The organism is Acidovorax sp., from assembly GCF_047607405.1.
Lineage (GTDB): Bacteria > Pseudomonadota > Gammaproteobacteria > Burkholderiales > Burkholderiaceae_C > Acidovorax.
Window position 1 is genome coordinate 1 of sequence record NZ_JASGDA010000032.1, and the last position, 20,412, is coordinate 20,412.

21 protein-coding genes are annotated in these 20,412 nt (G+C 68.1%); 13 read left to right on the top strand and 8 right to left on the bottom strand.

Features of this window, described 5'->3' with window-relative positions:
• Positions 1 to 183 precede the first annotated feature (183 nt).
• Both QM569_RS03875 and QM569_RS03880 read right to left on the bottom strand, forming a co-directional pair.
• Complete coding sequence (locus tag QM569_RS03875) at positions 184 to 2,049, bottom strand: B12-binding domain-containing radical SAM protein (protein WP_414985931.1); 1,866 nt, start codon at positions 2,047 to 2,049, stop codon at positions 184 to 186.
• A gap of 54 nt (positions 2,050 to 2,103) precedes the next feature.
• Entirely contained in the window at positions 2,104 to 3,528 is a 1,425-nt protein-coding gene (locus QM569_RS03880; RefSeq protein WP_414985912.1) for a PLP-dependent aminotransferase family protein, read from the bottom strand.
• 67 nt (positions 3,529 to 3,595) lie between these two features.
• Between QM569_RS03880 and QM569_RS03885 the strand changes: the two genes are divergently transcribed.
• The 3 genes from QM569_RS03885 to QM569_RS03895 are packed head-to-tail and all read left to right on the top strand — an operon-like array spanning position 3,596 to position 5,186.
• Positions 3,596 to 4,078, top strand: coding sequence for an OsmC family protein (locus QM569_RS03885; RefSeq protein WP_414985913.1), 483 nt, complete (start codon positions 3,596 to 3,598; stop codon positions 4,076 to 4,078).
• Positions 4,079 to 4,080: 2 nt separating this feature from the next.
• Complete coding sequence (locus QM569_RS03890) at positions 4,081 to 4,713, top strand: FMN-binding negative transcriptional regulator (RefSeq protein WP_414985914.1); 633 nt, start codon at positions 4,081 to 4,083, stop codon at positions 4,711 to 4,713.
• Between the two features lie 11 nt (positions 4,714 to 4,724).
• Positions 4,725 to 5,186 (top strand): GNAT family N-acetyltransferase, encoded by a 462-nt coding sequence (locus QM569_RS03895; protein WP_414985915.1) that lies wholly within the window; start codon positions 4,725 to 4,727, stop codon positions 5,184 to 5,186.
• Positions 5,187 to 5,241: 55 nt separating this feature from the next.
• Here QM569_RS03895 and QM569_RS03900 read toward each other — a convergent pair whose 3' ends face one another.
• The 5 genes from QM569_RS03900 to QM569_RS03920 all read right to left on the bottom strand — a co-directional run bounded on the left by QM569_RS03900 (position 5,242) and on the right by QM569_RS03920 (position 9,261).
• The gene (locus QM569_RS03900; protein ID WP_414985916.1) at positions 5,242 to 5,400 is read right to left on the bottom strand and encodes a hypothetical protein; all 159 of its coding nucleotides are present in this window, start codon (positions 5,398 to 5,400) and stop codon (positions 5,242 to 5,244) included.
• A 314-nt stretch (positions 5,401 to 5,714) separates the two neighbouring features.
• A complete protein-coding gene (locus tag QM569_RS03905; protein WP_414985917.1) occupies positions 5,715 to 7,166 on the bottom strand; it encodes a sensor histidine kinase N-terminal domain-containing protein in 1,452 nt (483 codons plus the stop codon).
• A 55-nt stretch (positions 7,167 to 7,221) separates the two neighbouring features.
• Positions 7,222 to 7,896, bottom strand: a complete 675-nt coding sequence (locus tag QM569_RS03910; protein ID WP_414985918.1) for a response regulator — start codon at positions 7,894 to 7,896, stop codon at positions 7,222 to 7,224.
• 28 nt (positions 7,897 to 7,924) lie between these two features.
• Positions 7,925 to 8,773, bottom strand: coding sequence for an N-formylglutamate amidohydrolase (locus QM569_RS03915; RefSeq protein WP_414985919.1), 849 nt, complete (start codon positions 8,771 to 8,773; stop codon positions 7,925 to 7,927).
• Entirely contained in the window at positions 8,770 to 9,261 is a 492-nt protein-coding gene (locus QM569_RS03920; RefSeq protein ID WP_414985920.1) for a MarR family winged helix-turn-helix transcriptional regulator, read from the bottom strand. Before QM569_RS03920 ends, QM569_RS03915 begins: the two co-directional genes overlap by 4 nt.
• Positions 9,262 to 9,378: 117 nt before the next feature.
• On the opposite strand from QM569_RS03920, the gene recA reads away from it, so the two are divergent.
• Together recA and recX are read left to right on the top strand one after the other, a co-directional pair.
• The gene (gene recA / locus QM569_RS03925) at positions 9,379 to 10,452 is read left to right on the top strand and encodes a recombinase RecA (protein WP_414985921.1); all 1,074 of its coding nucleotides are present in this window, start codon (positions 9,379 to 9,381) and stop codon (positions 10,450 to 10,452) included.
• A 67-nt stretch (positions 10,453 to 10,519) separates the two neighbouring features.
• Positions 10,520 to 10,975 (top strand): recombination regulator RecX, encoded by a 456-nt coding sequence (gene recX, locus QM569_RS03930; protein WP_414985922.1) that lies wholly within the window; start codon positions 10,520 to 10,522, stop codon positions 10,973 to 10,975.
• Positions 10,976 to 11,032: 57 nt separating this feature from the next.
• Here recX and argC read toward each other — a convergent pair whose 3' ends face one another.
• Positions 11,033 to 11,947, bottom strand: coding sequence for an N-acetyl-gamma-glutamyl-phosphate reductase (gene argC, locus QM569_RS03935; RefSeq protein ID WP_414985923.1), 915 nt, complete (start codon positions 11,945 to 11,947; stop codon positions 11,033 to 11,035).
• A 135-nt stretch (positions 11,948 to 12,082) separates the two neighbouring features.
• On the opposite strand from argC, the gene sucC reads away from it, so the two are divergent.
• From sucC to QM569_RS03975, 8 genes are all read left to right on the top strand, one after another.
• A complete protein-coding gene (sucC, locus tag QM569_RS03940) occupies positions 12,083 to 13,243 on the top strand; it encodes an ADP-forming succinate--CoA ligase subunit beta (protein WP_414985924.1) in 1,161 nt (386 codons plus the stop codon).
• Positions 13,244 to 13,264: 21 nt separating this feature from the next.
• Positions 13,265 to 14,161 carry a succinate--CoA ligase subunit alpha gene (sucD, locus tag QM569_RS03945; RefSeq protein WP_414985925.1) on the top strand — a complete coding sequence of 299 codons (897 nt, stop codon included), beginning with the start codon at positions 13,265 to 13,267 and terminating at the stop codon, positions 14,159 to 14,161.
• 119 nt (positions 14,162 to 14,280) lie between these two features.
• On the top strand, positions 14,281 to 14,961 hold the full coding sequence (locus QM569_RS03950) for a TerC family protein (RefSeq protein WP_414985926.1): 681 nt from the start codon (positions 14,281 to 14,283) through the stop codon (positions 14,959 to 14,961).
• Between the two features lie 173 nt (positions 14,962 to 15,134).
• Positions 15,135 to 16,598 carry a protein kinase domain-containing protein gene (locus QM569_RS03955; protein WP_414985927.1) on the top strand — a complete coding sequence of 488 codons (1,464 nt, stop codon included), beginning with the start codon at positions 15,135 to 15,137 and terminating at the stop codon, positions 16,596 to 16,598.
• A gap of 17 nt (positions 16,599 to 16,615) precedes the next feature.
• Positions 16,616 to 17,404 (top strand): Stp1/IreP family PP2C-type Ser/Thr phosphatase, encoded by a 789-nt coding sequence (locus QM569_RS03960; RefSeq protein ID WP_414985928.1) that lies wholly within the window; start codon positions 16,616 to 16,618, stop codon positions 17,402 to 17,404.
• 54 nt (positions 17,405 to 17,458) lie between these two features.
• Positions 17,459 to 18,121: an FHA domain-containing protein gene (locus tag QM569_RS03965; protein WP_414985929.1), complete on the top strand. Its 663-nt coding sequence runs from the start codon at positions 17,459 to 17,461 to the stop codon at positions 18,119 to 18,121.
• A gap of 63 nt (positions 18,122 to 18,184) precedes the next feature.
• On the top strand, positions 18,185 to 20,311 hold the full coding sequence (locus tag QM569_RS03970) for a CHASE2 domain-containing protein (RefSeq protein WP_414985930.1): 2,127 nt from the start codon (positions 18,185 to 18,187) through the stop codon (positions 20,309 to 20,311).
• Positions 20,308 to 20,412 (top strand): helix-turn-helix domain-containing protein (locus QM569_RS03975; protein WP_414985932.1); only part of this gene is annotated, 105 nt, incomplete at its 3' end. The genes QM569_RS03970 and QM569_RS03975, both read left to right, overlap by 4 nt.

The following is a 20,412-nucleotide window of genomic DNA, read 5'->3' on the forward strand; positions in this document are numbered from 1 at the left end:
CTTGGCCCGCGCCCGCACGCCGCAGCCCCCGGCCCCGCGCATGCGCGAGCGGGCCGCGCAGATGCTGCGCCGGGCGGTGCGGCGGGGGCCGTAGGCAGGTGCGCGGTGTTAGCTCTTATTTTTATAGCTGTAAGCCGTTGATGGACAAGCGCCAGAGGCCAATTTGGCTTGAAATTTAGGGGGCTACCGCGCCCCCAGGGCCTGCGCAATCCGGTCGCGCCGCACCGTGGTCTTGGGTACCTTGAAGGGGAACCACAGGCGCACGTCCTCCTCCAGCCCGATGCCGTGCATGTAGTTGTAGATGGCTTTCTTCAGCCCCGCGCCCAGCGCGTCGTGGTCCACGCCCGTGGGGTCGATGAAGGCCACGTCGTTCTTTGCAAAACCACCGGGCGGCAGCGGGGCCAGCGTCACGCCGTATTCGCCAGGGTTCTGGCCCACGGGCGAATGCACGGTGCAGGCAAAGCGGTGGAAGAACCCGCTCTGGATGCAGCCGTTGGCGAACAACTGGCGCACGTATTCGAGCGCGTCCACCGTGTCCTGCACCGTCTGCGTGGGAAAGCCGTACATCAGGTAGGCATGCACCAGGATGCCCGCGTCGCTGAATGCCCGCGTCACCCGCGCCACCTGGTCCACGCTGACGCCCTTCTTCATCAGCGCTAGCAGCCGGTCTGACGCGACTTCCAGCCCGCCCGAGATGGCGATGCAGCCGCTGTCGGCCAGCAGCTCGGCGAGGTCGGGCGTGAAGGTTTTCTCGAAGCGCACGTTGCCCCACCACGAGATGCCCGCATTGCGCGCGATCAGCTCCTGCGCCAGGGCTTTGAGCGCCTTGGGCGGCGCGGCCTCATCGACAAAGTGAAAGCCCGTCTGCCCCGTCTCGGCCACGATCTGTTCGATGCGGTCGGCCAGCACCTGGGCGCTGGCACCCTCGTAGCGGCCGATGTAGTCCAGGCCCACGTCGCAGAAGCTGCACTTCTTCCAGTAGCAGCCGTGCGCCACGGTCAGCTTGTTCCAGCGGCCGTCGCTCCACAGGCGGTGCATGGGGTTGAGCATGTCCAGCAGCGACAGGTATTGGTCCAGCGGCAGGCCGTCCCAGGTGGGCGTGCCGACCTCGGCAAAGGCCACGTCGGCTTCCATCATGTTCACGTACTGCACCGCGCCACCGTCATCGCGTACGAAGGTGCGCACGAGGCGCGACCGCCCGCGCTGGCCCTGCAAGTGCTCCAGCAGCGCGAGCAGCGGGCGCTCGCCCGCGTCCAGCGTCACGTAGTCGAAGTGGTCGAACACGCGCGGGTCGGCCAGCTCGCGCAGTTCGGTGTTCACAAAGCCGCCGCCCAGCACGGTGGCGATGCGCGGCTGCCGCGCCTTGATGGCCTGCGCGATGCGAAAGGCCCCATACACCGAGCCGGGGAAGGGCACGGAGAGCAGCACCACATCCGGCTGGTGGCGCGCCATGGACTCGTGCGTGAGCACGACCAGGTGTTCGTCCACCAGGGTGTGCGGCGCCGCCAGCGCATCGGCCAGCGGGTCGAAGCTGGGCTGGCTGCCCGCCAGCGACTCGGCATAGCGCACGAACTCGAAGCGCCCGTCCACCGCGTCGCGCAGCACATCGGCCAGGTCGTTCAGGTACAGCGTGGCGATGTGCTTGGCCTTGTCGTGCAGGCCCAGTGCGCCAAAGGCCCAGCCCAGCGGGTCGCCGCCCTCGTCATCCACATACACGTCCAGCGCGGCAAAGCGCGGCCCTTCGGGCAAGTAGTGGCGGCCCGCGATGCGGTGCGCCAGCGTGCTGTCGCGCCCCTGCAGGAAGGCGATGGCGGGGGCGATGGTGGCCAGGTAGCGCGCCTGCTGCGCCGCGAAAGCCTGCACGCTGGGGCTGCGCTGCTTGTCGGGGATGGACGCGATGCGCGCCGCCACGCCGCGCAGGCCCTCGGGCGAGAGCAGGCGCAGCACCAGCGCAAGCGCCAAGTCCTCCTGCACCGCCGCGATGCCCCGCGAGCGCAGAAAGCCCGTGAGGTAGGCAGTGGACGGGTACGGCGTGTTGAGCTGCGTCATCGGCGGGATGACGGAGAGCACGCGCAGGGTGGCGGGGGCGGCAGGCATGTTGAATTATCGGCGGGCCAACCTGCCCACCACCCGCGCCGCAGCGCGGATCTCTTGCGCGTCGAACCCCGCATAGCCCAGCAGCCAGCCCCGGCGCGGTGATGCGATCGCATAGCGCGACAGCGGTGCCAGCATCACGCCCGCCGACTGGGCCAGGCGGCTCAGGGTTTCGTCATCGCTGCCGGGCGCGCATTCGTGCAGCAGGTGCATGCCCCGGTCGCTGGGCTGCAATGGCAATGCACCATCGCTCGCATCGGCCAGCGCCTCGCGTAGCACCTGCTGGCGCTCCTGGTACAGATCGCGCATGCGGCGCAAATGCCGCAGCAAATGGCCCTCGTCGATAAAGCGCGCCAGCACCGCCTGCGCATCGCCGGGCGCGTGCCGGTCAGTGATGGCGCGGGCCATGGCGAAGGCGTCCACCAGCGCGGTCGGCACCACCACGAAGCCCAGGCGCAGGCCGGGGTGCAGCGTCTTGGAGAACGTGCCCACGTACAGCACGCGCTCGCTGCCCGGCAGGCTGCACAGCGCGGGCACGCGCTGGGCCGCGCTGCCGTACTGGAACTCGCCGTCGTAGTCGTCTTCCACCACCCAGGCGTCGTGCGTGCGCGCCCATTGCAGCAGCGCCTGCCGCCGCTCCAGTCCCATGCGAACGCCCGTGGGGAACTGGTGCGTGGGCGTGACCACGGCCATGCGCGCCGCGGGCCATTGCGCGGCGGCGTCTGCGATGCACAGGCCCTGCGCGTCCAGCGCCACGGGCCGCGCCAGCGCGCCGTGGCCCAGCAGGCTGGCGCGGATGCCGGGGTAGCCGGGGTCTTCCACCAGCACCTCGTCGCCCGCGTCCAGCAGCAGCCGCGCGATCAGATCGATCCCCTGCTGCGAGCCCGAGCACACCACCACCTGCGCCGCATCGCAGCGTATGCCGCGCGATGCCCACAGCCACAGCGCGATGGCGCGGCGCAGGCCGGGGTCGCCCGCAGGGTCGAGGTACTGCGCCTGGGCGCTGCGCTGCTGCGGGCTCGTCTGGCGCGCCAGCCTGTCCCACACCGCGAACGGAAACGTGGCGACCTCGGGCGCGCCAATGCGAAAGGCCCGCGCCGCCGCCAGCGGCGGACGCCAGCGCGCTGCCGTCTCCGCAATCAGCCGCCCGCGCCGCGACAGCCCGCGTGGCGGCGCGGCCAGCCCCTGCGCGGGCGGCGCGGTGATGGTTTGCGCCACGTAGGTGCCGTCGCCCACCCGCGCCTGCACATAGCCCTCGGCCTGCAAGCGCTGCACGGCCCACAGCACCGTGTTGCGCGACACGCCCAGGCTCTGCGCCTGCACCCGTGTGGGCGGCAGGCGCGTGCCGGGCCGCAGGCGGCCTTGCTCGATGGCGCTGCGCAACTGCTCATACACACGCTGGCGCAGCAGCAGATTGGTTCCTGGGGTGGGCACGAATTGGCTCTCTGAATACGGCATAGAAGCCATAGACTGGAGAACCATTGTAGAAAGCCCCACCCCCATGGCCCACCACCTCGCCACCATCCGCTGGCAGCGCGGCAGCGACGAAGACTTTCTGGACAAGCGCTACCGCCGCGCCCACACCTGGCAGTTCGACGGCGGTGCCACCGTACACGCGTCCTCGTCGCCGCACGTCGTGCCCCTGCCTTATTCCGATGCGGCGGCGGTGGACCCGGAAGAAGCCTTCGTCGCCGCCCTGTCGAGCTGCCACATGCTGTGGTTTTTGGACTTGGCGAGCCGCGCCGGGCTGCGCGTGGACAGCTACACCGACGAAGCCGTGGGCACCATGGGCAAGGACGATGAAGGCCGCTTGGTGGTCACGCACGTGCAACTGCGCCCCATCACCCGCTTCGACGCCGCCCATGCGCCCAGTGAAGAACAGTTGCACGACCTGCACCACCGGGCGCACGCAGCCTGCTTCCTCGCCAACTCGGTCAAGACGCACATCGACTGTGCGCCGGTCTTGCACATCGAAGGAGCCTGACCATGGCCAACCCTAACCGCCAGTTCCAGCAGACCGACGCCACCGCGCTGCACGCCCTGGTGCGCACCCAGCCGCTGGCAACGCTCGTCGTCATGCACGAAGGTGCGCTGCACGCCAACCACATCCCCCTGTTCCTGGCCCCGGATCGCGGCCCGCACGGCACCCTGGTCGGCCATGTGGCGCGCGCCAACGGCGTGTGGCCGCTGCTGCCCGCGCAGGCCGTGGCCGTGTTCCATGGCCCGCAGGCCTACGTGTCGCCATCGTGGTACCCGTCGAAAGCCGTGGACGGCAAGCAGGTGCCCACCTGGAACTACGCCGCCGTGCATGCCCACGGCACCCTGCACGCGGTGGACGACCCCGAGCGCCTGCGCGCCATCGTCAACACCCTGAGCGAGCAGCACGAGGCCCATCGTGCAGAGCCCTGGCGCATCACCGACGCGCCGCCCGACTACATCGACAAGATGCTGCGCGCCATCGTGGGCGTGGAGCTGGCGGTGGAACGCTGGCAAGGCATCTGGAAGGCCAGCCAGAACCGCACCGACACCGACCATGCGGGCGTGGTGCAGGGCCTGCACGCCGAAGGCACGTCCGGCGCGCGAGCCATGGCGGGGCTGATCCTGTCCACCACCAAGTAAAGGCTTCCCCTATGCAGCCCGGCATCCGCATCCGCCCCATTGCCCGCCAAGACCATGCCGAATGGCGCGTGCTCTGGGATGGCTACAACGCCTTCTACGGGCGCGAAGGCCCTACCGCGCTGCCCGAAGCCATCACCCAGACCACCTGGGAGCGTTTCTTCGACGACAGCGAACCCGTGCATGCCTTCGTGGCCGAGCAGGACGGCCAGCTCATCGGCCTGGTGCATTACCTCTTTCACCGCAGCACCACGCGCCTCAACGATGTCTGCTACTTGCAGGACTTGTTCAACGCCCGCCACCTGCGCGGGCGCGGCGCGGGCCGCCTGCTCATCCAGGCCGTGTATGACGCGGCCAAGGCCCGCGACAGCAGCCGCGTCTATTGGATGACGGACACGGCGAATGCGACGGCGCGGGTCTTGTACGACAAGCTGGCCCAGCACCTGGGCACCATCGTCTATGTCCACGAACTCTGAATGCTATTGATTACGTAGCTGCTGGCGCTTTCTGCATAAGCGCTAGAGGCCGATTTCATTCAAAGTCTTCCACCCGCAGCGCCACCACCGGCCCCGCCACGGCGGGGTGCGCGCCCAGCGCGTGCACCGCGCAATCCACGGCGGCCTGCTCCACGGCATCGGTCAACACCAGCACCTGCGGGCCTGCGTTCTGCGCCAGTGCCACCTGCCGCACGGGCACCTGCTGCGCCGCCAGCCCTTGACAGTCGAGAGGAATTGATATGAGCCGAACTATCGAACTGCTTCAGGAAACACTCAGGAAGCGCAGCGCATCGGAATGGAGCCGGAGCTACAACATCACGCCAGGCACATTCACGAACGCAAAAAAGACAGGCCGCCTAAGCCCTGCCTTTGCTGGGAATCTCGCTATAGATTTAGGAGAAGACGCGGCGCGATGGATGGCAATCGCAGCCACGGAAACCGAGCTTGAGGGGCCTATGGTGGACAGGCTGCGCGCCACGCTGGCGCGTCATAAGTTATCTTTTTTGACTAAGCATCATCCCGCGCCGCGAAGCGCACGCTGAAGCGCGCCCCTGGCGGCTGGTGGCCGGGCCGGGCGTCTTCCAGCATCACCTCGGCGCCGTGCTTGCGCGCGATTTCCAGCACGATGGGCAGGCCCAGGCCGGAGCCATCGGCCTCGCTGCCCAGGGCCCGGTAGAAGGGCTGGAAGACCAGCTCGCGCTCGGACTCTGGCACGCCGGGGCCGGAGTCTTCCACTTGCAACAGCAGCACGTGGCCGAAGGTGTCGGCCAGCACGCGGGCAGTGACGACGCCCGCCTTGGCGGGCGTGGACGGCGTGTAGTTGATGGCGTTGTCCAGCAGGTTGCGCACCAGCTCCTTCAGCAGCGTGGGGTTGCCGTCCACCCACACGCCGGGCGCGCCGGGCTCGGCGCCGTCGTAGCCCAGGTCGATGCGCTTTTCCAGCGCGCGCGGCACCGAGTCGCGCACGACCTCGATGACCAGCCGCGCCAGGTCGCAGGGCTGGCGCGCGATGCCCGTGCCGCTGCCCTCGGCGCGCGCCAGGGCCAGGAGCTGGTTCACGGTGTGCGTGGCGCGGATGCTGGAGCGGCCGATCTGCTGCAGCGAGCGCTTCAGCTCCTCGGTGCTGGTGCCCTCGCGCTGGGCCAGGTCGGCCTGCATGCGCAGGCCCGCCAGCGGCGTCTTGAGCTGGTGCGCGGCGTCGGCCAGAAAGCGCTTTTGCGTCGCCAGCGAGTCGTTCAGGCGCGTGAGCAGGTCGTTCACCGACGCCACCAGCGGCGCTACCTCCAGCGGCACGGTGCGGTCGTCCAGGGGCGACAGGTCGTCCGGGTTGCGCGCGCGGATGCGCCGCTCCAACTGGTTCAGCGGCTGGATGCCGCGCGCCAGCGCCAGCCACACCAGCAGCACGGCCAGCGGCAGGATGACGAACTGCGGCAGCATCACGCCCTTGATGATTTCGGTGGCCAGCACGCTGCGCTTCTCGCGCGTCTCGGCCACCTGCACCAGGGCCAGCGGCGGGCCCTTGGCCTCGGGCACGGGCAGGCGCACCCACAGGTAGGCCACGCGGATGTCGATGCCGCGCATCTCCGCGTCGCGCAGGCGCACTTCGCCGGGCTGGGGGCGGTCCTCGTCCTGCGGCGCGGGCAGGTCGCGCTCGCCCGACAGGTACTCGCCGCCGGGGCCGATGACCTGGTAATAGACGTTGTCGGAGTCGTCGGCGCGCAGGATCTCGCTGGCGGGCTGCGGCAGGTTGAACTGCGCCTTGCCGCGCGCGACGGTGACGAGCTGGGCCAGTGCGTGGGCGTTGTATTCCAGCGCGCGGTCGAAGGGCTTGTTGGCCAGGCCCTGCGCGACGAGCCAGGTCAGGGCCAGGCTCACGGGCCACAGCAGCAGCAGCGGCGTGAGCATCCAGTCCAGGATTTCGCCGAAGAGGGAGCGCTGCTCGCGCTGGAAGATTTTCATGCCAAATCGGCTTCTAGCGCTTATGCAGCAAGCACAAGCAGCTATCAAATTAGGACTATCCTGGAATCTTTTCGAGGCAGTACCCCAGCCCGCGCACGGTGGCGATGCGGATGGGCCCGCCCTCGATCTTCTTGCGCAGGCGGTGGATATAGACCTCGATGGCGTTGTTGCTCACCTCCTCGCCCCACTCGCACAGGCGCTCCACCAGCTGCTCCTTGCTCACCAGCCGCCCGGCGCGCTGCAGCAGCACTTCGAGCAGGCCCAGTTCGCGGGCCGACAGCTCGATCATCTTGCCGTCGATGGTCGCCACGCGCCCGGCCTGGTCATAGACCAGCGGGCCGTGCCGGATGGCGCTGCTGGTGCCGCCCATGCCCCGGCGCGTGAGGGCGCGCACGCGGGCCTCCAGCTCCTGCAGGCTGAAGGGCTTTGCCATGTAGTCGTCGGCGCCGAAGTCCAGGCCCTTCACGCGCTCTTCCACGCTGTCGGCCGCCGTGAGGATGAGCACGGGCAGCGCCGAGCCGCGGCTGCGCAGCTTCTTGAGCACCTCCAGCCCGTGCATGCGCGGCAGGCCCAGGTCCAGGATGAGCAGGTCGAACTCGTTGTTGGTCATCAGCGCCGCGTCGGCCTCGGTGCCGCTGGCGACGTGGTCCACCACGGCGCCCGAGGCGCGCAGCGTGCGCAGCAGGCCGTCGGCCAGCACCTGGTCGTCTTCGGCGATGAGGATGCGCATGGGGTCGTGTCTCCTGCCCGAATTTTATTCAGCGCGGGTCGTGCGCCAGCAGCGCCTGCACCAGCGCGCGCAGGTCGGCTTGCAGCCGCGCCATGCCCTCGGGGTGCGGCTCCAGCGTGTGCTCGTCCATGTAGAGCCGGCGGTTGATCTCGACCTGGATGCTGTGCCGGTGCCGCGCCGGGTCGCCGTAGCGGCGCACCAGCTCCACGCCCTTGTAGGGGTGGTTGTAGGCCACGCTGTAGCCGCAGCCGCGCAGGTGCTCGCAAATCCGCGCCGACAGCGCGGGGCTGGCCGTGGTGCCGTCGCGGTCGCCCACCACGAAGTCCGCATGCGCGAGGCCCGGGAAGTCGGTGGCAAAGCGCCCTGCCACGGCAGGCATGGAGTGGCAGTTGATGTGGATGCTGTAGCCATGGCGCGCGTGCGCCGCGTCGATGGCCCGGGCCACGGCGGCGTGGTAGGGGCGCCAGCAGCGGTCGATGCGGGCCTGCACCTCCTGCACCGTCAGCAGCCGGTCGTAGATGGGCTCGCCCTCGTCGGTGAACTTCCAGATCAGGCCCTTGCCCAGGCGCACCTTGGACAGCACCCTGGGGTCGGTGGAGACGGGGCCGGGCCAGGCACCGCCTTCGAGCATGGTGGCGTCGATCTCGGTGGTGTCGCGGTTGGCGTCCAGGTAGATGCGCGGGAAGTGGGCCTCGATCCAGGCCACGCCGAGCGCGGGGGCGAAGGCGTAGATCTTCTCGACGTGCGTGTCTTCGGCGCGGCGCAGCGTGGGCAGGTCGCGGGCGGAGCGGAAGTCCGCCGGGTAGTCGGTGCCGCTGTGCGGCGAGTCGAGCACCAGCGCGGTGGTGCCGGGAAGGGCCGTGACGGTGGTGGTCATGGACCGAAGGCTACACCACCCGCGTAGGCTTCCAGGCCGATGGCCACGACGGTCGCCACGTCATCGCCCACCTCGGCGCGGAACTCGGCCTCGGCCTGCGCCACGGCGCCCTGGAAGGCCCGCAGCCACGCCAGCCCCGTGGGCGTGAAGCGCACGCGGCGCGCGCGGGCGTCCAGCGGGTCGGCCTCGCGCGTGACCAGGCCCCAGGCTTCGCACTGGTCCACCAGCGCGGCCATGGCCTGCTTGGTCATGCCCGCGCGCTGGGCCAGGTCAGTCAGGCGGTCGCCGTTGAGGGACAGGTGGCGCGTGATGTGGACGTGCGCGGCCGTCACCTGGTCGCGCGCCGCCAGGTTGGACAGCGCCAGCGGCACCTCCACGTCGCGCGCCATCAACTGCAGCACGCGCGCGTCGAAGCGCCGCATGGCGTGGCCCAGCAGGCGGCCCAGGTGGGCCTGGCGCCAGCGGTCGTCCGTCAGCGTATCGGTCATGCCTCAATTGTCAGGCAAACTGACCATTAATTCCTTGGATTGGCGCTTATCGGCACCTAAACTACTGTCCAAGCATCCAGCCTGTCATTTCACCCAGATTCACCCAAGGAGCATTTCATGGACGCACCCGTCAAAGGCAAAGCCGCCGCAGCCGCCGCCAACCCCGCCGAAGAAAAGGCCAAGGCCCTGGCCGCCGCGCTCGCGCAGATCGAAAAGCAGTTCGGCAAGGGCACGATCATGCGGCTGGGCGAGGGCGAGAAGATCGAGGACATCCAGGTCGTCTCCACCGGCTCGCTGGGGCTGGACATCGCCCTGGGCGTGGGCGGCCTGCCGCGCGGCCGCGTGATCGAGATCTACGGCCCTGAAAGCTCCGGCAAGACCACGCTGACCCTGCAAGTGATTGCCGAGATGCAAAAGCAGGGCGGCACCTGCGCCTTCGTCGATGCCGAGCACGCGCTGGACGTGCAGTACGCCAGCAAGCTGGGCGTGAACCTGCCCGACCTGCTCATCAGCCAGCCCGACACGGGCGAGCAGGCGCTGGAGATTGTCGATAGCCTCGTGCGCTCGGGCGCCGTGGACCTGATCGTGGTGGACTCGGTCGCCGCGCTCACGCCCAAGGCCGAAATCGAGGGCGACATGGGCGATTCGCTGCCCGGCCTGCAGGCGCGCCTGATGAGCCAGGCGCTGCGCAAGCTCACGGCCACCATCAAGAAGACCAACTGCATGGTCATCTTCATCAACCAGATTCGCATGAAGATCGGCGTGATGTTCGGCAGCCCCGAGACGACCACGGGCGGCAACGCGCTCAAGTTCTACGCCTCGGTGCGCCTGGACATCCGCCGCACCGGCACCATCAAGAAGGGCGAGGAAGCCATCGGCAACGAGACCAAGGTGAAGGTGGTCAAGAACAAGGTGTCGCCGCCGTTCAAGACCGCCGAGTTCGACATCCTGTTCGGCGAGGGCATCAGCCGCCACGGCGAGATCATCGACATGGGCGTGAACGCCAAGATCATTGAGAAAAGCGGCGCCTGGTACGCCTACAACGGCGAGAAGATCGGCCAGGGGCGCGACAACGCGCGCGAGTTTTTGCGCGAGAACGCGGACCTGGCCTTTGAAATCGAGAACAAGGTGCGCGAGTCGCTGGGCATCCCGCTGCTGGGCGCACAGCCTGCGGAAAGTGGCGAGAAATAATTTTCAAGCCAAATTGGCCTCCAGCGCTTATCCATCAAGCGCTGGTAGCTATCAATTTTGATATTCCATGGCTTTTGCCGCACCCTCGCTCAAGGGCCGCGCCCTGCGGCTGCTGGGCCAGCGTGAGCACTCCCGGGCGGAGCTTTTACGCAAGCTGGCCCAGCACGTGCAGGAGGGCGACGACCTGCACGCCGTGCTCGATGAGCTGGAGGCCCGGGGCTTCATCAGCGAAACCCGCGTGGCCGAATCGGTGCTGCACCAGCGCGCCAGCCGCCTGGGCGCGGCGCGCATCCGCCAGGAGCTACACGCCAAGGGGCTCTCCGCCGACGTGGTGCAGCAGGCCGTGGCGCAGTTGCAGGGCAGCGAGCTGGAGCGCGCCCGCGCGGTGTGGCGGCGCAAGTTTGGCGAGGCGGCGGCAGACCCGCAGGCCCACGCCAGGCAGATGCGCTTTTTGCTGGCGCGGGGCTTCTCGGGCGAGGTGGTGCGCCGCGTGGTGCGCGGCGGTGACGACGACGAGGTTTGAAGCTTTTTTGGCCTCTAGCCCTTATTGGACAAGCACCAGCAGCTATCAAATCAATAGTTACTGCAAGCCCAGCATGAGCTTGAGGTTCTGCACGGCAGCGCCGCTCGCGCCCTTGCCCAGGTTGTCCAGGCGCGCCACGGCCACGGCATGACCGGCGGCCTCGTTGCCGAAGACGCGCAGTTCAAGCTTGTTGGTGTCCTTGAGCGCCACCGCGTCGAGCTTGCCGGACTCGGGCGCGTCTTCCAGCGTCACCCATTCGCTGCCCGCGTAGTGCTGCGCGTAGATCTCGCGCAGCCGCGCCAGCGTGGGGCGGGCGGGCAGCAGGTCCAGGTGCAGCGGCAGCTCCACCAGCATGCCCTGGTCGAAGTTGCCCACCGCCGGGATGAAGAGGGGGCGGCGCGTGACCTGGCCGTAGGCCATGATCTCGGGGATGTGCTTGTGCGAAAGGCCCAGCGCGTACAGCTCGTACGCGGGGGCGCTGCCGCCCTCGTACGCCTCGATCATCTGGCGCCCGCCGCCCGTGTAGCCGCTGACGGCGGGCAGGGTCACGGGGTGGTCGGGCGGCAGCACGCCCGCGCTGACCAGGGGGCGCAGCAGGGCGATGGCGCCGGTGGCATAGCAGCCGGGGTTGGCCACGCGCTCGGCTGTGCGCACAGCCTCGCGCTGCGCGGGCGACAGCTCGGGAAAGCCGAACACCCAGCCCGGCGCCACGCGGTGCGCGGTGCTCGCGTCGATGATGCGCGGCTTGCGGCCCGCAAGCACGTCGATCATCGCCACCGACTCGCGCGCCGCGTCGTCGTGCAGGCACAGGATGACCAGATCGACATTCGCCATGATGTCGCGCTTGGCGGCGGGGTCTTTGCGCAACTCGGGCGCGATGCTCACCACCTCGACCTGCGGCATGGCCTGCAGGCGCTCGCGGATCTGCAGGCCCGTGGTACCGGCTTCGCCGTCGATGAAGACTCTGGACATGGTGCTCCTGTGCATGGGGGATGGTGCGTTGCAGCATGATACAGTCGCGGGTTGCCATGTCCCAAGCCCGCGGCCAGACATTTGTTGTTCATGGCAAACGGGTCAACACCACCCTTCCCTGAGAGAGACCACCTCATGAAGATTCACGAATACCAAGGCAAGGAAATCTTGCGCAGTTTTGGTGTGCCCGTTCCGCGCGGCATCCCCGCATTCACGGTGCAAGAAGCCGTGGAAGCAGCCCAGAAGCTCGGCGGCCCCGTGTGGGTCGTGAAGGCCCAGATCCACGCCGGCGGGCGCGGCAAGGGCGGCGGCGTCAAGGTCGCCAAGACCATCGACGACGTGAAGAAGCTCGCCGGTGACATCCTGGGCATGCAACTGGTCACGCACCAGACCGGCCCCGAGGGCCAGAAGGTGCGCCGCCTGTACATCGAAGACGGCGCCGACATCAAGAACGAGCTGTACGTGTCGCTCGTCACCGACCGCGCCACGCAGAAGGTCGCCCTGATCGCGTCCAGCGAAGGCGGCATGGACATCGAGGAAGTGGCCCACTCCACGCCCGAGAAGATCATCACCGAGATGATCGACCCGCTCACCGGCATCACGCCCGAGCAGAGCAAGAAGATTGCAGCCGCCATCGGCCTGACCGGCGGCTCGGTGGACCAGGCCGTGGACCTGTTCGCCAAGCTCTACAAGTGCTACATGGACACCGACGCGTCGCTGGTGGAGATCAACCCCCTGAACTGCGACAGCAAGGGCGACCTGATGGCGCTGGACGCCAAGTTCAACTTTGACGCCAACGCGCTGTTCCGCCACCCCGAGATCGTGGCCCTGCGCGACCTGGATGAAGAAGACCCGGCAGAAGTCGAGGCCAGCAAGTTCGACCTGGCCTACATCAGCCTCGACGGCAACATCGGCTGCCTGGTCAACGGCGCGGGCCTGGCCATGGCGACCATGGACACCATCAAGCTCTTCGGCGGCGAGCCCGCCAACTTCCTGGACGTGGGCGGCGGCGCCACCCCCGAGAAGGTGACCGAAGCCTTCAAGATCATGCTCAAGAACCCCAAGGTCAAGGGCATCCTGGTCAACATCTTCGGCGGCATCATGAAGTGCGACACCATCGCCACCGGCGTCATCACCGCCTGCAAGGCCGTGAACCTGAACGTGCCGCTGGTCGTGCGCATGAAGGGCACGAACGAAGAGCTGGGCAAGAAGATGCTGGCCGAGTCCGGCCTGCCCATCATCGCCGCAGACACCATGGCCGAAGCCGCGACCAAGATCGTCGCCGCCGTCAAGTAACGCCCCGCCGGAGAAACGCACATGTCGATCTACATCAACAAAGACACCAAGGTCATCACCCAGGGCATCACGGGCAAGACCGGCCAGTTCCACACCGAAAAGTGCCAGGAATACGCCAACGGCAAGAACTGCTTCGTGGCGGGCGTGAACCCCAAGAAGGCGGGCGAGTCGATCTTCAACATCCCGATCTACGCATCGGTGAAGGAAGCCGCCGCGCAAACCGGCGCCACGGTGAGCGTGATCTACGTGCCCCCCGCAGGCGCTGCCGCCGCCATCTGGGAAGCCGTCGAGGCCGACCTGGACCTGGCGATCTGCATCACCGAAGGCATCCCCGTGCGCGACATGCTCGAAGTGCGCAACAAGATGAAGGCCAAGGAAGCCGCTGGCGGCAAGAAAACGCTGCTGCTGGGCCCCAACTGCCCCGGCCTCATCACGCCCGACGAGATCAAGATCGGCATCATGCCCGGCCACATCCACCGCAAGGGCCGCATCGGCGTGGTCAGCCGCTCCGGCACGCTGACCTATGAAGCCGTGGCCATGCTGACCGAAGTGGGCCTGGGCCAGTCCAGCGCCGTGGGCATCGGCGGCGACCCGATCAATGGCCTCAAGCACATCGACGTGATGAAGGCGTTCAACGACGACCCCGACACCGACGCCGTCATCATGATCGGCGAGATCGGCGGCCCCGACGAAGCCGAAGCCGCCCAATGGTGCAAGGCGAACATGAAGAAGCCCGTGGTGGGCTTCATCGCGGGCGTGACCGCGCCCCCCGGCAAGCGCATGGGCCACGCGGGCGCGCTGATCAGCGGCGGCGCCGACACGGCCGACGCCAAGCTCGCCATCATGGAAGAGTGCGGCTTCGTCGTGACGCGCAACCCGTCCGAACTGGGCAAGCTGCTCAAGGCCCAGCTCAAGTAAGCGGTATTACGGACGCGCGCCGCGTCCCTGCCAGCTAGACTGGCCGCTCCAACAAACCAAGAGGCACCCGGAACGCGAGTTACGGGTGCCTCTTGCATTCACAACACATGGAGCACACCGTGGAATACCTGCAAAGCGCCGACTTCTGGCTCGGCCTGATGAAGATCGTGTGGATCAACATCATTCTCTCGGGCGACAACGCCGTGGTCATCGCCCTCGCGGCGCGCTCCCTTCCCCCGCACCAGCAGAAGAAAGCCGTCTTCTGGGGCTCCGGCGCGGCCGTGGTGCTGCGCATCCTGCTGACCGTCGTCGCCGCGAAACTGCTGGAGCTGTCGTTCCTGCAGATCATCGGCGGCTGCCTGCTGCTGTGGATCGGCTTTCAGTTGCTGCGCGACGAAGACGAAGAAGAGGGCGAATCCAAAACCTACGGCAGCCTCATGGCCGCCGTGCGCACCATCTTGCTGGCCGATTTGGTCATGAGCCTGGACAACGTGATCGCCGTGGCCGCCGCCGCGCACGGCGACGTGCTGCTGCTGGTGCTGGGCCTGGCGGTCAGCATCCCGCTGGTGATCTTCGGCAGCACGCTGATGATCAAGCTGATGGAGCGCTTTCCGGTCATCGTGCTGCTGGGCGCCGCGCTGATCGGCTGGGTGGGCGGCGAAACCATCGCCAACGACGCGGTGCTGCACGGCTACGCAGTGGCCCACCCCGCGCTCCACTACGTGGCCGCCGCACTGGGCGCGGCCCTGGTCGTGGCTGCGGGCAGGTTCTGGCCCGGCAGGGAGCAGCGCCCCGCCTGACAAAAATGGCGGTCCGCCGGGCACGCAAACTGCCGGGCGCGACAAGAACAGCGCGCAGCACCGCGCCAAGCCGCGCCCCAGGTTAGGCGCGGATATTGCTTTGACGCCCGCTCTACCAAGCAGCGCGAGGACAGCAGCAAGTGGGACGAAAAACCTCGGGACGGCGGCCTGGCATGCTGCATGCCGACGGACTCTGGGGCGCACTGGCTGCCGCAGTGGCCGTGGGGCTGGTTCTGGCAATGGCCGAATGGCTTCTGCCCCGCCCTGCAGGGCTGTGGGTGTGGCTGGCGGCGGGCGCCCTGGCCATGCTCGCTGGCGTGGCGGCATGGGCCGCGACGCGAGCCGCCCGCGGCGCTTCGAGGGCCGCCGCATCCAGCGACAAGGCGCAAGCCGACCACATGATGGGCCTGGCCCTGCAGGGGCAGGGCCAGCTGGACAAGGCTTACGAGCGCCTGCGCAAGGTGCCGCCCAGCGATACCTTGATGGACAACCTGTACCACCTGGCGCAGGACTTCGAGCGCCAGCGCAACCTGGCCAGGGCCAAGGCGATCTACAAGCACATCCTGCAATACAACCGCAACCACAAGGATGCGCGCGCCCGCTACCGGCAGGTGCGCGCCCTGCTTCAGCAACCGAAGGAGGGCAGCGCCCCCTCCGGGCCACACGAATCCCCGACTGCCGCCCTGCCCCGGCTGGGCCGCTACCACATCGTGAAAGAAATCGGCAAAGGCGCCATGGGCGTCGTCTATCTGGGGCGCGACCCTACGATAGGCCGCGCCGTGGCCATCAAGACGCTGGCCCTGAGCGAAGAATTCGAGGGCGACGCGCTCATCGACGCCCGGGCCCGCTTCTTCCGCGAGGCAGAGACCGCCGGGCGCCTGCAGCACCCCTGCATCGTGACGATCTTCGATGCCGGCGAGGAGAACGGCCTGGCCTACATCGCGATGGAATTCCTTCAGGGCGCAGACCTGGCGCCCGCCTGCCGCGCCGGGCATCTGCTGCCCGTCGCCACCGTGCTCTCCATCGCGGCCCGCGTGGCCGACGCGCTGGACTACGCCCACGCCCACAACGTGGTACACCGCGACATCAAGCCCGCCAACATCATGTTCGACGGCGCCACGGACGCGGTCAAGGTCACGGACTTCGGCATCGCCCGCATCACCGACTCCAGCAGGACGCGCACGGGACTGGTGCTGGGCACGCCCAGCTTCATGTCGCCGGAGCAGCTCGCGGGCAAGAAGGTGGATGGCCGCTCGGACCTGTATTCGCTGGGCGTCACGCTGTTCCACCTGCTGACGGGGTCGCTGCCGTTTCGCGGCGAGACGCTGACCCAGCTCATGCACAAGATCGCCAGCCTGGAGGCGCCCGACATCCGCGCGCTGCGGCCTGAGCTGTCCCCCGCCGTGGCGCGCATCGTCGCCCAGGCCCTGCAAAAGCGGCCCGAGGCCCGCCACCAGACCGGGCGCCAGCTGGCCGCCGAACTGCGTCAGGCAGGCGCCACGGACGCCGGGCCGCAGCCCAGGGCAGTGGACTATGATGCGCAGGGCGATGCAACAGGGCATGAAATGGTGGATTTTCAACAGACCGTGATGGAGCCGAACAAGGCATCATCCCCGCCGGTTCCAGGCGCCCGATGACGCTCGCCCTCACACCCATGACCTACGAATTTTTCGCGCAGACCGACAAAGGCCGGGTGCGCAGCAACAACGAAGATGCGGTGGCCATCGACCGGGAGGCCCAGGTCGCCATCCTCGCCGACGGCATGGGCGGCTACAACGCCGGTGAAGTGGCCAGCGGCATGGCCACCACGTTCATCCGAACCGAGATGGCGCGCTGGCTGGCGCAGGCCGGGGCCGCGCCGCAGTCCACCGACGTGCGCCGGGCGCTGGAGATCTGCGTGGAGAACGCCAACCACGCCATCCTGGGCGCCTCGCTGTCCAACCCCCAGTACGCGGGCATGGGCACTACGCTGGTGGTCGGCGTCTTCCAGGGCTGCCGCCTCATCCTGGGCCACATCGGCGACTCGCGCTGCTACCGCCTGCGCAACGGCGCCCTGCAGCAGATCACGCGCGACCATTCCTGGCTGCAAGAGCAAGTCGATGCCGGTCTGCTGACGGCGCAGCAGGCCGCGCAGTCGGCCAACCGCAACCTGGTCACGCGCGCGCTGGGCGTAGAGCCCAACGTGATGATGGAAGTCAACGAGTTCCAGGTAGCGCCCGGCGACCTGTTCCTCATGTGCTCGGACGGGCTGACCGACATGGTGCCGGACGCGAACCTCGCCGACATGGTGCGCGCCTCGCTGCCGCTGGAGGAAAAAGCCGCCCGGCTCATCGACGCCGCCAACGGCAACGGCGGCCGTGATAACGTGAGCGTGCTGCTGGTGCAAGCCGCCGCCACCGGCAAAAAGCGCAGCCTCATATCCCGATTGCTCGGGGCCGGTTAGCCAGCGGCCCAGCCAACCCACAACAATGACTCATCACATCAGCAGGAGTGGATCATGCCCAAAATGATCGTTTCAATCGACGGCGTCGTCATCAAGGAAGTGCAGTTGACCAAAGAGCGCACCACGCTCGGCCGCCGCCCGTACAACGACATCGTGATCGACAACCTTGCGGTCAGCGGCGAGCATGCGGTGCTCCACATGAATGGGCAGGACGTGGAGATCGAAGACCTGGGCAGCACCAACGGCACCTACGTGAACGCCAAGGCCGTCAAGCGCCAGGCGCTGCGCAGCGGCGACACGATCGAGGTGGGCAAGTACAAGATCCGCTTCGTACACGAAGCCGAGGGCCAGAACTTCGAGAAAACCATGATCTTCAAGCCGGGCATGGTGCCGCCCACCCTGGGCACGGCATCGCGTCCGGCACCCTTGCCTGCGCAAGCGCCATCACCCGCACCACTGTCCGGGGCCATCCGCGTCATGTCGGGCGCGGCGGCGGGGCGCGAAGTGTCGCTGCAGAAGGTCGTGACCACCATCGGCAAGCCCGGCGTGGCCGTCGCCTCTATCACCCGGCGCCCGCACGGGTTCGTGCTGGCGCACGTGGAAGGGCCCGAAATGCCCCTGCTCAACGGCGCGGCCATCGGCCTGTCGCCCGTGCCGCTCAAGCACGGCGACCGGCTGGAGCTGGCAGGCACCGCAATGCAGTTCGAGCAGGCCTGACCCACCCGGCCCGGCAGCAGCATGCGCCCGATTGGGCAGGGCTTGCGACGGCGCTGGCGGCGCATGGCCGTCACCCTCATCCCCCTGGTCTTCGCCCTACTGCACCTCTGCGGCGTGCTGCGCCTGCCGGTGCTGGAGCATCTGGACAACATCATCTACGACACGCGGCTGCGCGCCACCATGCCGCGCACGCTGGACGAGCGCATCGTCATCGTCGATATCGACGAAAAAAGCCTGGAGCGCGTGGGCCACTGGCCCTGGGGGCGCGACAGGCTCGCCACCCTGGTCGGCGAACTGTTTGACCGCCAGCAGGCGGCGGTCGTGGGGTTCGACGTCATCTTCGCGGAGCCGGACGGCAGCTCCGGCCTCGCCAATCTTCAGCAACTGGCACAAGGCCCCTTGAAGGACCAGGCGGCCTTCAAGGAACAACTGGCGCGCCTGGCGCCATCGCTGGACCACGATGCGCGCTTTGCCCGGGCGCTGCAGGGGCGCCCCGCCGTCCTGGGCTACTACTTCACCGGCGACGACCGGGAGGGGCGGACCAAGGGCGTGCTGCCAACCCCCGCGCTGCGCCCCGAACGCCTGCGCGGCGTGCCCGTGCGCACAACGTCCTGGAGCGGATACGGCAGCAACATCGAAGAACTTGCCCGCGCCGTGCCCACAGCCGGGTTTTTCAACCCCGTCACCGACGAGGACGGCGTGGTCCGGTCCCTGCCCTTGCTGGCCCAGTACCAGGGCCAGTACTACGAATCCCTGGCCCTGGCGATGTACCGCACCCTGCTGGGCCAGCCGGAGATCCTCCCGGGCTTTGCCAGCCCCGCACCCGAAGCCCCCTTTGACGTGCTGGACAGCATCGTGCTGCGCCACGATGGCCGCATGCGGCAAAAGATTCCGGTGGACGACCGGGCCGCGACCCTCATCCCCTTCCGGGGGCCCGGCGACGCGGGCGCAGGCTCGTTCCGGTACCTCTCCGCCTCGGACGTTCTGGAAGGCAAGCTGCCGCCCGGCAGCCTGAACGGTCAACTGGTGCTGGTGGGCTCCACCGCGCCAGGGCTGATGGACCTGCGGGTGACTCCCGTGGGCCAGACCTACCCCGGCGTGGAAACCCACGCCAACGTGCTCTCCGCCCTGCTGGACGGCAACAGCATCGTGCGACCGGACTATGCCGCAGGCTTTGACGCGGCCCAGCTGCTGGGCTCCGGCATCCTGCTGGCGCTGGTCCTGCCAGGGCTGCCGGCGGTGACCGCGGTGCTGTTCAGCCTGGGCGCCGTCGCCGCGCTGGCTGGCGTCAACCTGTGGCTCTACCTGGCTTACGGTCTGGCGCTGCCGCTGGCCACTGCCCTGGTCATGGTGCTGTGCGCCTTCGCGCTCAACATGATCCATGGCTACTTCGTCGAAAGCCGCGCCAAGCGTGAACTGGCGGCGCAATTCGCCACCTATGTCCCACCCGAACTCGTCGCGGAAATGCTCCAGCAGCCCGAGCGCTACAGCATGCAGGCCGACAACCGCGAGCTGACCGTGATGTTCTGCGACATGCGCGGCTTCACCGCCATGTCCGAGCGCATGGAGCCGCTGCAGTTGCAGGCCCTGCTCAACGGCGTGTTCAGCCGCCTCACCCAGATCATCCGCGGCCACAGGGGAACCATCGACAAATACATGGGCGACTGCGTAATGGCCTTCTGGGGTGCACCCGTGCCCACGCCCGATCACGCCGCACTGGCAGTCCAGGCCGCGCTGGACATGGCCCAGGCCGTGGAGCAGATCAACCAGTCCCACCGGGAACGCGGCCTGCCGGAGATCGGCGTCGGCATCGGCCTGAACACCGGCACCATGTGCGTGGGCGACATGGGCTCGGACATCCGGCGCAGCTATACCGTGATCGGCGACGCCGTCAACCTCGGGTCGCGGCTGGAAGGCCTGTCCAAGTACTACGGCGTGCGCACCGTGGCCAGCGAAACCACCCAGGCCCAGGCGCCCCGGTTCGCCTGGCAGGAGCTCGACCGCGTGCGCGTCAAGGGCAAGGCGCAGGCCGTGACCATCTACACGCCCATCGTCCCGCTGGATGCGCTCGATGCGGCGCAGGCCGAAGCAATATCCACATGGCAGCGCTTTGTGCGTGCCTATCGCGCCCAGGACTGGGCGGCCTCAAATCTGAAGTGCAACCCCCCTTCAGAATTGAGACTCCCATGACAAAGAACACCTACGAACAACTGAGCGAGATGGAGCGCCATGCGATAGCGCTGGGGCTACAGCAAAAGCAGAGCCTGCGAGCCATAGCGAGGGCATTGGGC

What these genes read in the sequence shown, in the direction of transcription:
- QM569_RS03875 (WP_414985931.1), bottom strand. Translation starts at nt 2,049, where the DNA reads ATGACGCAGCTCAACACGCCGTACCCGTCCACTGCCTACCTCACGGGC.
- QM569_RS03885 (WP_414985913.1), top strand. Translation starts at nt 3,596, where the DNA reads ATGGCCCACCACCTCGCCACCATCCGCTGGCAGCGCGGCAGCGACGAA.
- QM569_RS03890 (WP_414985914.1), top strand. Translation starts at nt 4,081, where the DNA reads ATGGCCAACCCTAACCGCCAGTTCCAGCAGACCGACGCCACCGCGCTG.
- QM569_RS03895 (WP_414985915.1), top strand. Translation starts at nt 4,725, where the DNA reads ATGCAGCCCGGCATCCGCATCCGCCCCATTGCCCGCCAAGACCATGCC.
- QM569_RS03905 (WP_414985917.1), bottom strand. Translation starts at nt 7,166, where the DNA reads ATGAAAATCTTCCAGCGCGAGCAGCGCTCCCTCTTCGGCGAAATCCTG.
- QM569_RS03910 (WP_414985918.1), bottom strand. Translation starts at nt 7,896, where the DNA reads ATGCGCATCCTCATCGCCGAAGACGACCAGGTGCTGGCCGACGGCCTG.
- QM569_RS03915 (WP_414985919.1), bottom strand. Translation starts at nt 8,773, where the DNA reads ATGACCACCACCGTCACGGCCCTTCCCGGCACCACCGCGCTGGTGCTC.
- QM569_RS03920 (WP_414985920.1), bottom strand. Translation starts at nt 9,261, where the DNA reads ATGACCGATACGCTGACGGACGACCGCTGGCGCCAGGCCCACCTGGGC.
- recA (WP_414985921.1), top strand. Translation starts at nt 9,379, where the DNA reads ATGGACGCACCCGTCAAAGGCAAAGCCGCCGCAGCCGCCGCCAACCCC.
- recX (WP_414985922.1), top strand. Translation starts at nt 10,520, where the DNA reads ATGGCTTTTGCCGCACCCTCGCTCAAGGGCCGCGCCCTGCGGCTGCTG.
- argC (WP_414985923.1), bottom strand. Translation starts at nt 11,947, where the DNA reads ATGTCCAGAGTCTTCATCGACGGCGAAGCCGGTACCACGGGCCTGCAG.
- sucC (WP_414985924.1), top strand. Translation starts at nt 12,083, where the DNA reads ATGAAGATTCACGAATACCAAGGCAAGGAAATCTTGCGCAGTTTTGGT.
- sucD (WP_414985925.1), top strand. Translation starts at nt 13,265, where the DNA reads ATGTCGATCTACATCAACAAAGACACCAAGGTCATCACCCAGGGCATC.
- QM569_RS03955 (WP_414985927.1), top strand. Translation starts at nt 15,135, where the DNA reads ATGCTGCATGCCGACGGACTCTGGGGCGCACTGGCTGCCGCAGTGGCC.
- QM569_RS03960 (WP_414985928.1), top strand. Translation starts at nt 16,616, where the DNA reads ATGACCTACGAATTTTTCGCGCAGACCGACAAAGGCCGGGTGCGCAGC.
- QM569_RS03965 (WP_414985929.1), top strand. Translation starts at nt 17,459, where the DNA reads ATGCCCAAAATGATCGTTTCAATCGACGGCGTCGTCATCAAGGAAGTG.
- QM569_RS03970 (WP_414985930.1), top strand. Translation starts at nt 18,185, where the DNA reads ATGGCCGTCACCCTCATCCCCCTGGTCTTCGCCCTACTGCACCTCTGC.